The organism is Lachnoanaerobaculum sp., assembly GCF_057250505.1.
Genome location: NZ_DBHIEQ010000014.1, coordinates 23,308 through 35,280, shown reverse-complemented (window position 1 = coordinate 35,280; position 11,973 = coordinate 23,308). Strand labels below are relative to the sequence as shown.

The 11,973-nt window shown below is 37.4% G+C and carries 6 protein-coding genes; all 6 read right to left on the bottom strand.

Annotated features, from left to right (window positions below; genetic code table 11):
• Nucleotides 1–406: 406 nt before the first annotated feature.
• Nucleotides 407–4,837, bottom strand: a complete 4,431-nt coding sequence (locus ACO6FI_RS07490; protein WP_485456799.1) for a S8 family serine peptidase — start codon at nucleotides 4,835–4,837, stop codon at nucleotides 407–409.
• 7 nt (nucleotides 4,838–4,844) lie between these two features.
• Nucleotides 4,845–6,269 (bottom strand): S-layer homology domain-containing protein, encoded by a 1,425-nt coding sequence (locus tag ACO6FI_RS07485; RefSeq protein ID WP_485456798.1) that lies wholly within the window; start codon nucleotides 6,267–6,269, stop codon nucleotides 4,845–4,847.
• A 280-nt stretch (nucleotides 6,270–6,549) separates the two neighbouring features.
• Entirely contained in the window at nucleotides 6,550–7,059 is a 510-nt protein-coding gene (locus ACO6FI_RS07480) for a QueT transporter family protein (RefSeq protein WP_485456797.1), read from the bottom strand.
• Between the two features lie 97 nt (nucleotides 7,060–7,156).
• Nucleotides 7,157–8,326, bottom strand: coding sequence for an iron-containing alcohol dehydrogenase (locus ACO6FI_RS07475; RefSeq protein WP_485456796.1), 1,170 nt, complete (start codon nucleotides 8,324–8,326; stop codon nucleotides 7,157–7,159).
• A gap of 30 nt (nucleotides 8,327–8,356) precedes the next feature.
• Nucleotides 8,357–10,615, bottom strand: a complete 2,259-nt coding sequence (gene lon, locus ACO6FI_RS07470; RefSeq protein WP_485456795.1) for an endopeptidase La — start codon at nucleotides 10,613–10,615, stop codon at nucleotides 8,357–8,359.
• 171 nt (nucleotides 10,616–10,786) lie between these two features.
• Nucleotides 10,787–11,962 (bottom strand): MalY/PatB family protein, encoded by a 1,176-nt coding sequence (locus ACO6FI_RS07465; protein WP_485456794.1) that lies wholly within the window; start codon nucleotides 11,960–11,962, stop codon nucleotides 10,787–10,789.
• Nucleotides 11,963–11,973 lie beyond the last annotated feature (11 nt).

Below are 11,973 nucleotides of genomic sequence, written 5' to 3'. Positions count from 1 at the left end.
TTGATTTTTACATATACTTATAGACGGTCTTTAATAAAATATAGAAAACACCTGTATGTACCTTCTTTCTATCCACTAAAGCAGTGTGTGCTATGCAAGCAGATGATATTCTTATTCTCATATGTATAAATCCTTTGGTTTCGGTTTGAATAATAATTAGAAATCTAAGATAAAATTGAATTTTTAGATATTACTTGTTACAACTTTTATATTGGGGACTTTGATGGCTAAACTATCATTTATAAAAGTTATCTATATGTCTCCTTTCTCCGTCTGTAAATACATTATAAATCCTAAAATATCCTTATGCAATACTAAACCGTTGTTCGGTCGATATATGGCAAGATAGATTGTGCAAAATATAAAAAAGAGAGCCTCATATCAAATTGACTCTCCTTTTTATGTGCTAATTATTTTTTGCCCTGTAAATATATATGGTCTTTTCAGACTTGTTCCCGGCAAGATCTATGGCACTTATTTTTATACTGTTTTGCCCCTCGTTTAGCGGAACTTCTATTTGTGTAACTATCTGCGTAGTATTACCGTCTTTACCTTCAATATAAGAAATTGAGGTTTTATCGTCAGTACCTATAAGTGAGTCTCCGTTATAAAGACTTAATTTAAATGAATTATCACGTGAGCGAACCTTTATCTTTACCGTATCGGAATCAAGCTCTCTTTCATATACCTTATAATCAATAGAAGGATTTATCTTATCATAGAATAACCTTCTAACAATACTTGCCGATTTTTCGTTTTTAGTACTTACCTCAACTTTTATATTAACATTAAATGCTTCAAGTTTCAGTTTGCTTTCAAAAGAATACGCCTCGCCCTTATATATTATATTTCCATTTTTTCTATAGATAATATTGCTTTTTACAAGATCCTCTTTTCCAATATTTATAGGACTTGAGAGTTCATTTCCATCATTATCTACAAGCTTTATTTGTACATTTTCTACACTGTCATCCTCGTCCACATATCCTACAAAACCTGATACATCTATCTGCTTTTCTTCACCTTCTGTATTGCCAAGTACATCAAAAAACTCAGGTGTTTTAAGGAATACTGCAGGATATGGCTTTCTTTCCGCATTTGATGTGGTAGCATTATTAATTGTAATATCTGTAATACCTGCTTCTTCTATGCTCTCATGAGTATTTTGCATAGGTTTCCCGTCTCTAAATACTGTTGTAATATCAAAGCTTGTTTCAACAGGATTTATTGTAAATTCATAACAAAGCTTGTCCTCATCATATTTGAAATTATATTTTTTTGATATTTCGGAATTTACTTTATTATCCAAAATTATATTTTCTTCGATATTATCATGTTTCAAAGTAAGTTTATGCAAATGTGACTCTTCATCCGCCAGCTTTATCCTAATCACCGCTTCCTTTTCTATCAGACTGTAAGTCATATCATCAAGTTTTATATCGTTTACATAAACGCTTGCATTTTTATTGCTTATATAGTCAAAAAAGTTAAGGAAATTAATCTGATTATAATTGCTTTCTCTAACATCTGAAAGAGTGGTTCTGCTTTTATTATCCATATAGTCAACGGCATCTATTATAAGATCTGAAGTATCCGCAAAATACGGGCAATGGACTTCAATATCCGAATTTCTGTAACCGTTGGTATAAACATATACTTCCCCTCTTGCAGTCGGACTGTCAGGTACCGCTTCTAAAGGTATATTAAGCTTGCCGTCTTCAACCTTTATAAGTTCCTTTCCATCCTTCACAGGTTCATCTTGAAATCTTATAACAAAAGATTTTCCGTACCTTATACTTTTATCGGAATTATCGTCCTGTGCATATCTTATTGACTGCAAATATACATTCTCTATACCTATGCCCTTATCATGAATATTAAATACTATCTCCTTCATATTGCCGTCAATATCATTTACCTGCACTTCCTTGTCTGTACTTAGCTTAGGAGCCATACTGTCTACACGTACGGGGAATTTATATATCTGTTCTCCACTGCCTCCTATATTGTTATTATTAAGCTTTGCCTTAATACAATATATGTACTCCGCACCGTCCTCTGCAATTCCTTCGCCGAGTTTTCCGTCCCATACCGACTCCGGCATAAACTTAAAGCTTTTATTGACCGAAAGTCTGCTAAGCTTCCTTACCTGCTTTGAAGCACCTAAAACTCTTAAAGTTTCCTCTGTCTTAGCATCAAGTATCGAATACTCTACCTGCTCCATATTTCTTAGTGGTGCTATTCTTGCCGCCACATCGGGATAGTACTTACTGTTCGGTGAGAAATATATTTCATTATTGTACAGTGGAAGTTTAAGCATCATACTTGTTCCAAGCATTGAAGAGCTTACTCCGGCATTTTTATTTACAAAAAATTGTACATTTCTTTTTTCGCTTCCTATCTCAGGAAGCTGAAATGCATCTATAGCTCTTTGTTTGCCCCAATCTCCGTAAAATCCGAGGAAAGGTATATTAAGATTTGATATACCTTCTTTGTCCTTAAGACTTATAAAACCTTCTATAAAGTTATCCTCTTCAAGGTTTTCTGCATCCGAGTAATCCATAGTGAAATCTATACTTGCGGATGAATGTGCTTCCACGCTTATCTCTCTACTTATATTAGACTCATTTGAATGTAATATTTCAGATCTTTGCAGCCTGTATGTACCGTCTGTAGGCTCATAAAGTGCAACTGAATTTATATCATAGCTTTTTGTACTGTCACCAAAGTTTTCAAGACTGAGTCTTACATCAAACCTTTTATCCTTAAGTTCTTTAAGCTCGAGCTTTCCGTCGGCTATATTGTCATTGGTTCCCTGTGCCCTTACTACTACAGTGGTTTTTAACGCATTTTCAATATTTAGAGCACCGCTTCCCTGTTGTCTTACAAAATAAGGTATATCTTCAAATATTCCCTCATCCTTTAAAGGAGTTGCGGTATTCATAAGTAAAAGTTTTATAAAATCCGAACTGTTATCTGTTTGTATATGCTTTGCCTTTATATATTGTTTAAGTATGGCTGTAGCTCCCGTTACCTGAGGAGCCGCCATAGAGGTACCTGACATATCCTTGTACTTATTATCTTCAACGCTTGAGTATATATGTCCTCCCGGAGCGGTTATCTCAGGCTTGATTCTAAGGTCCGGAGTGGGCCCCCATGAAGAAAACTTTGAAACGCTTCCTCCCGCTACATTGTCGACATCCGTCATTTCCGTAAATATCTCAGGTCTCAGATTATTATTATAACCGTATTCCTCCATTAACTTATCATAGGTACTTCTTTTTATACGGATACAGGTAAGCTTTCCCGCATTACCCGGAACTTCAAGATTACCGCCTATCTGCTCAGCCATGCCCCTGTTATTGTAAAAAACAATGGCGGCAGGTTTTAATTCAGCTATAGCCTCAAGCTTATCCCCGAATCCTAAGCTGTCTCTTGTTGTAGGAATCTCAAAGAATACCAGTTTACCTTCTATATTTTCTTTTTTAATAAGATCCGATTTTCCGTTTTTTATATCGGATATTTCTGCACTTATAATCTTTTTCGGATTTTCTCCTTTATGCAAATCCATCTCTTCATTTACATAGGCATCCCAACTGTCCTTCCACCTTATGACATACATATGCCTTTTAGTATTTTCCATGGATGCGACTGCTATAGTTCCTTCATTTACAGCAGGATTTGCAATTAAAGCGGTATCATAATTTTCTTTTAAAGGTTCTGCATTGTTTATATTGCCGGATGTAATATTTCCGTCATTACCGGCAGCAACTGAAATCACAATTCCGGCTTTTCTTGCCTTTTCTATAACCTCGTTTTCCGGATAGGCTCTGTTCTCCATTGAAAATCCTGCTGCCGTTCCAAGGCTTAAGTTTATTACATCCGCCTTCAATGTTATAGCATCATCCAAGGCTTTCAACCAAATATCGGTAAATGTTGTAGGATACTCAAGGTCATCTGAAAATACCTTAAGCGCAAGTATTTGTGCATTAGGTGCCACTCCGAAAGTCCCGCTCTCAATATCATTAGCGGCAGCTATTCCCGATACATGCATACCGTGCATTACACCGTAACTGTTACGTAAGTTCTTATTAAAATCATAATAATTATAGCCATAAGGTACTTTATCCGAATAATAAGAGCCTTTTAATCCGTTTTCAGCTATTATCTTTTCTATATCTGTCTTTGTATACATAGGATGTACAGATTCATCCAACCTGAGTGCCTTATGTCTGTAGTCTATACCTGAGTCTATTACCGCAATAACACTGCCCTCGCCTTTATATCCAAGTGTATTCCACGCATATCCCGAACCTATTATACTGTTGGATGACTTAAGATAAGGTCTTTGAAACTCCTGTGATACATACACACTTTTTACTCCCGGAAGCGCTTCTATTTTTTCTATCTCAGTCGCATCGGCACTTAGTGATATTCCGTTAAATATGGTATCATAGTGCCTTACTTCCTTAGTATCCGCCTTTATATCCTCATTTTTTATATCTTTTACAAGCTTATCCTGATCTTCTTTCAGCTCCTGCTTTTTTTCATCTATAAAGGAATCATCCAGTTTATCATAGTCCATATCTTTATTTATGGCTTCTTCTACCAAGGAGTCCTTATCAAGCTCTATTATAAGCCTCAGCTCTTTGGGCTTGTCTTCATTTTTTTCGGCATCGGTATCAGCCGAATTTAATTTTTTATCTGCCTCTTTTACATACTCAGAAACTCTATCCCCTTTATTTTGTGCCGCAAATCCCGGTTTAGCTGTAGAAACCAAGGGATTTATAAGAAGCACTGCACAAAACAAGGCAAGTTTTTTACTTATTCTATTCATAACTCACCTATTCTATAATTATTTTAACTATAAATTTTACCTTGCCATAGTTCTTGTCGTTGATTATAAGATCCTCTTCGCTGCTTACAGCAAGACGATATTCCCCTTTTTGAGCATTTTTTACCTGATGAAGACTATCACCTTCCCACTTTACATTAAGCTTTACTCCGTTATTTTCTCCGCTTAATTTAAGTCCTATAAGTGCTTTGTCGTCAAGGTTCACTCCATCAGCAGCCTTATATCTTAATGTTTTATCCGCATACAAATGTTTATTCAGGATTATAAAGTCTTCGCTCAAATTCTCTGCTGAACTGTCTTTACCGCTTTCATTAGGATTACCTTCATTTATTTTAGGCAAAACTTCACCCGGAGTTTTTTTATTATCGGGAACAATTCCTTCACCGTTTTTTTCCTCCGGTTTTGCTACATCCTTATCGTGAGGTATTACTTTTTCTTCGGTCTCTTTATCACTTTGAGATTTATTTTCTTTTTGACTGTTGTTTCCAAAATAACTGCTTGATGAACTGTGACTTCTGCTTCCTTTTATTATCTTTTTAACCGACCTTCTACCGTCAGGTTTATACTCTTCCGGATTTGGCAAAGGTCCTACCTTCCCGTCAGGTCCCAAATTTGTATAGGAAATATTTTTACCTAGGCTTTTTGCCGATTGCAGCTTGGAGTTTGAAAGTTGTACTTCAAAATTTTGGCTTCCGGCTGCAATATAGATTTTACTTATATCTGAGTTTATTATTCTTAATTTTCCGTTACTCGCCTTTGAGTTTATAAGTATCGGAGTTTGTATTTTGATATTTTCTATCAAGGCATTATTGGAATTTACAACTATAAAAGCCTTTGACTTGTTATTCTCATCCCTTCTAAAACTTTGAGAGTTATTGATAACTGTAAGGAAGAGTTCTTTAATTATATTCCTTAATTCTCCTCTGTTTAAGACCTTATCCGGCTCAAAGTACTTATCTTTTCCTTCAATAACACCAAGGTTCTCAAGTTCTTTTATATAACCTCTTGACCATGAATGTAATTTCTCATCATCAATAAAAGAAGTTTTTCCCTCAGCCGCTTCAACACCTATATACCTTGCCAGTATATAATAAACATCTTCCTTTTTCGGACTTTCATAAAGATTTGCAAATGATACATGCTCATCTATTATATTTAGTCCTTTTAATTTCTCTACAGAGCTTTTAATATACTCTTCATTCGCATTTGCATAATTACCTATATCAGCCACATCGGAATCCAAGTTTCCGGAAAGCTTTTCAAGTAATATAATCAAGTCTTTCTTGCTGATATTTACTTCGTTATCTGTATATGTTTTTTGCTCCGCTTTTACATTTGAAGCAAATACAAATAATTGGATACATATAGCTATGCTTAATAACAAAGTAAATTTCATTGCTTTTTTCATACTCATTTTGTTTCTCCTATTTTTATTTTTAAAGTGTTTTTATCTTATTAATTTGTCCGGACGAAAGATAAAGCACTTTAATTTTTTTAATCGCACTTATCGGCTAAACAATATCTATATATACATATTGTAGTAAATTATAGCAGAAAAAACTAAAATGTAAATAATATGTATAATTTTTTTAAAAAATTTAATCTCTACATAAAACGAAAAATATCCTGACAAATACAAGGCATTTTGTCCTTGTGACTTTGTCAGGATATTTCATTATAAAAAATTCAATTTTCTAAGCTTTTTGATAAGCCTTGTTTTCATGACCGAAAATAAACGAACTTTTCGGCTCAAGAGCAAGCATCAATAAATTACCTAAAACACCTACTGCAAGCACCTCACCTATTCCGACTGTAAGCATTAAATACGGTATCAAATCAGGTAAACCGTAAGCATACTTCAGCACAAAAGGGATAATAATTGCATTTGCAAGTATCGGCGGCACACATACAAGCCACTTTGAAACACTTCTAAGTCTGTAGCTTACTATCGCGCCTATCAGTGTAGCCAATGTTCCGAATATAATATCGGGAAGTGCCGCTCCGGCAAGTATATTTGCCAAAAGACATCCTATACTTACTCCCGGCACTGCAGCCACTGTAAAGAAAGGCAAAATGCAAAGTGCCTCTGAAATTCTGAACTGGATTGCACCGAAGCTTATAGGTGCAAATGCAAGTGTAAGCACCACATATACTGCTGCTATGACGGCACCATGTGCCATCATCTTGGTTGTAATATTTTTCATATCTTCTCCTTTAGTTTTGTTTTAGGTGAGGAAGGTCTCGAACTCACCGATTACGCTTGATACTTTAAGACATTAGGTAAAATAAATCAAGTCTTTTTTATAAACAGGCCTTATAAATCTCCACTATATCATTATTATCAAGTGCAACAAAAGCATCTTTTAAATATCCGTCCACATTTGCATGAGCAGCCATAGCTTCAAAATACTTGTCTTCAATACCGAGTTCACCAAGGGTCATAGGTATGCCGGTCTCATTAAAATAGCACTCCAGTGCATCTATTCCTGCAAACGCCAATGCTCTGTCGTCATCACCGCTAAGCCCCATTACATTCTTTGCAAACTTTACAAATCTCTCTGTAGCAGTTACATCCTTATTAAGGATATGACGCATCCACCTGATTGTAAGTATGGCAAGACCTACACCATGTGTAATGTCATAGTATGCTGAAAGCTCATGTTCCATCGCATGACATGGCCAACCCGTTTCCTGCTTGCCGTACCCCGGAATTCCCGAGCAGGCTACGGAAGCATCAGCCATCAAATTGGCTCTTGCAGAGTAGTTTGTAGGATCCTCAAGTGCAATCTTGCAGTTTTTCATTACTGACTTAAGAACCGTTTCCGCTATACCGTCCGAGAGGTCACTGTCCATAGTCCTTGAAAAGTAACATTCAAATATGTGGCTCATTATATCCGCACTGCCTGCCGCGGTCTGATACTTTGATACGCTGAAAGTATATGTAGGGTCACATATGCTGACTGAAGGATATGTGTATACAGCACCAAGCTTCTCATTAGTATCCATATTTGTGATTACACCGCCTGCATCAAACTCCGAACCTGTTGCACTGATTGTAAGAATATCTACAAGAGGAAGAGCCTTTGCAAGATGCCAACTTGTCTTTACCATCTCCCATAAATCATCGCCTTCATAGTAGCGTCCCACTGCAATAGCCTTTGCACAGTCGATGGTGCTTCCGCCTCCTACAGCCAAAACCACATCGATATTATGCTCCTTACAAAGCCTTACACCACGCTCTACATTAGTAATCCTGGGATTCGGCTCCACACCGTCACATTCTGTGACATTGAAGTTATTTTCTTTTAAAATCTTTATAACTTCATCATAAAGACCTATTTTCTTGATTGATCCGCCACCGTATACCAGCAGTACATTTTTACCGAATCTCTCCAATGAGCTTGCCAATTTCTTTATCTGTCCCTCACCGAAATACAACTTGGTCGGGATATCATGTTTAAAGTTCAGCATACACTACCTCTTTTCAAAATTTTATTACTCTTATTTTAGAACAATCTTCAGTACATCTTCAACCCTTTTTACAGGAATAATCTCAAGTTCATCCAAAACTTCCTTAGCCACTTCCTTTAAATCATCCTCATTTTCTTCAGGGATAAATACCTTCTTGATTCCGGCTCTCGCAGCCGCCATAAGTTTTTCAGGCAATCCGCCTATAGGCATTACATTGCCGCGAAGTGACACTTCACCGGTCATGGCATACTCAGGAGATACCGGAATATTGTTGATAAGTGATGCAATTGCAGTAGTCATTGTGATACCTGCACTCGGTCCGTCCTTAGGTACGGCACCTGCAGGTACATGTATATGAATATCGTTTTTCTCAAAGATTTCCGACTTTTCAAGGTACATGGACTTTACAAGGCTTAGTGCAATATCCACACTTTCCTTCATTACATCGCCCAGCTGACCTGTTACCTTTATATTACCTTTACCCTTTGTGAGCATAGTCTCAATAAAGAGTATTTCACCGCCTACTGCAGTCCAAGCCAAACCGGTTACCACACCGGCCTGCTTTTTCTCCAAGATGCTCTCATGTTTTATAGGTCTTTGGTCAAGGTAATCGCTCAGATCCTCAGGCTTTACATCAAGTATCTCTTTATTATTTCTTACAAGCTCTACGGCAGCATATCTGCAAAGTGAGCTTATCTGCTTTTTCAGTCCGCGCACACCGGCTTCCATAGTATAGCCGTTTATCAGTGCTTTTATCGTATCGTCTTCTATTATAAGATTCTCATCACTTATACCGGCCTTTTTCTTTGCCTTAGGAATCAGATGATCCTTTGCTATAGAAAATTTCTCAAGCGCGGTATATCCTGTAAATCTGATAACCTCCATTCTGTCAAGCAGAGGTCCCGGTATAGTATCAAGTGAATTGGCGGTACATACAAACAATACATCCGAAAGATCGTAAGGTACATTCATATAGTGGTCGGTAAAGGTATTGTTTTGCTCAGGATCAAGCACCTCAAGCAATGCACTTGCAGGATCACCGTTATAAGATGATGCCAGCTTATCAATCTCATCCAGTACCATTACAGGATTTGATGTACCTGCCTTTTTCATACCGTCCATTATTCTTCCCGGCATAGCTCCTATATAAGTCCTTCTGTGTCCTCTTATATCCGCCTCATCTCTTATACCGCCCAAAGAAATACGCACATACTCTCTTCCGAGAGCCTCCGCGATACTCTTTCCGATACTTGTCTTTCCTGTACCCGGAGCACCTGCAAACAGAAGTATAGAACCGCTTTGACTTTTATTAAGCGACATTACAGCCAGCTGCTCTATAATTCTTTTCTTTACTTTTTTCAGACCGTAATGCTCTCTGTCCAGAACCTCCATAGCCTTATCAAGCTCTATTTCCTTAGGCTCTTCCTTCTTCCACTGCAGTGAAGTTACAAAGTCAAGATAGTTGTAAAGCAGTCCGTACTCATGGCTGTCCTTTCCCTCCTGCTTCATACGATTTAATACATTGTCGGCTTCCTTCCTTGCAATCTCGTTCATGCCTGAGTTTTCTATCTTTTCCTCAAACTTTCTTACCTCCGAGACATTCTCAGGGTGCATATCATCCAAGGCCTTTTGTAAGAAATTTATCTGCTTTTTGATTGCGTCCTCTCTGTATGCCTTCTCATGAATCTCTTTTTGTGCCTGCTTCGCCTCTTCGCTGACTTCATTGATTGCCATAAACTCTCTGGCATACTTTGCTATAAGCTCGGCTCTTGCCTTTGTGGAATCCTCAGCAAGTACGGCATACTTTTCTTCAGGTGTGATATTCATAAAAGGTGACAGTCCCACCATCAACTCATTCATATTTTTCCATGCAAGTACATAACCTCTTGCCATAAGTCCCCACTGAAACTTAGTCACATAGTTTAAAAGCTCGTCTCTAAGATCTATGAGCATTGTATTGGCAATTTGCGGGTCCAAATCATCTATTTCCGGCCTTTGAACTCCCACTACATTTTGGGTTTCAAAGTCTATATATTCAACATTTATCCTGTTAAACGCCTCCAAATTGGCACCGCCTTCATCATCTACAGACAGCACATGACCTGCCACCGCTATAGGATAAACATCCTCCATGGTGATATCTCTATCCTTTGACTCTTTTAAGTAAAGAAATGTTACCTTTTCACCGACAGATATCTTGTCCACTCCCGCTTCCTGTAAATAATCTTTTCTGAAATATATTTTTGAACCCGGTAAAACTACCGTATTATATGTTGGTATTAAAATCATGCCTCCTCCTTTGTTAGCACTTATGATAAAAGAGTGCTAAAGAATATTTATAAAAAAGAGGTTGTAACACCGGATCGTTTACAACCTCTCCATTTATACATTGTGATTATATCACTGGCACTCATATTCGTCAAGTGATAAATAAATTTTGCAAAATATAAAAGCACACTTTTATTTGTATTCTTCTACAGCCTTTTTCAGACTGTCAAGTGCCTTCTTAAGATAGCTTCTCGGACAGGCGATATTGAACCTCTCAAAGCCCTCTCCGTCTGCTCCGAACATTGCTCCCGAATCTATCCAAAGCTTTGCCTTGTTCACTATCAAGTCTTCTCTTTGCTTTTCACTAAGCCCAAGTTTTCCAAAATCCACCCAAACAAGATATGTTCCCTCAGGCTCTATTAAGTTTAGCTCTCCAATATTTTCTTTCAGGTAATCTCTAAAGAATATCAGATTATCCTTTATATAGGCTCTCACCTCATCAAGCCACTCTTTACCGAACTCATATGCGGCTCTTGCAGCAACAAGTCCCATAGTGTTTAACTGTGAATATCCCGATTTTACTATCTCATTCCTGAAAGCGTCACGAAGCTTCTTATTTTCTATAAAGATATTTGAAACCTGAAGCCCCGCTATATTGAAACTCTTGCTTGGTGCCGTTGCAATCACCGAGTTGGCCGCATAACTTTCTCCAAGTGAAGCAAATACATGATGCTTATTCGGTTCATATACAAAATCCGCATGAATCTCATCACTTAAAATCACAACATCATGCTTTATACAGATATCTCCAATTCTTTTAAGCTCTTCTACACTCCATACCCTTCCCACAGGATTGTGAGGAGAGCACAGTATAAACAGCTTCACATTATTTTTAACTATTTTTTTCTCAAAGTCCTCAAAATCAATCTCATATCTGCCGCCTTTTAACACCAAAGGGGAATTGACAAGCTTCCTGTTATTGGCAATTATCATCTCACTGAACGGGTAATAAACAGGCTGCTGTATTATAACGGCTTCACCCTCTTTGGTAAATGCCTTTACCGCCATTGCTATTGCATATACGACACCCGGAGTCTTTACAAGACTTCCCTTCTTTATCTCCCAGTCAAAGTTGTCTTTAAACCAATTTTTTACTATATCAAAATAGTCCGACTTCACCTCACTATAACCGTATATTCCATGGTTTACCTGAGCCTGCAAGGCATCTGTGATAGGCTTTGCTACCTGAAAGTCCATATCTGCAACCCAAAGTGAAAGTTCGTCACCGTTTTTTCCCCTCTCCTTTGCAAAGTCGAACTTCAAGCAGTTTGTGCCGTGCCTGTCTATAATTTTATCAAAATCGTACATAAAATATTCCT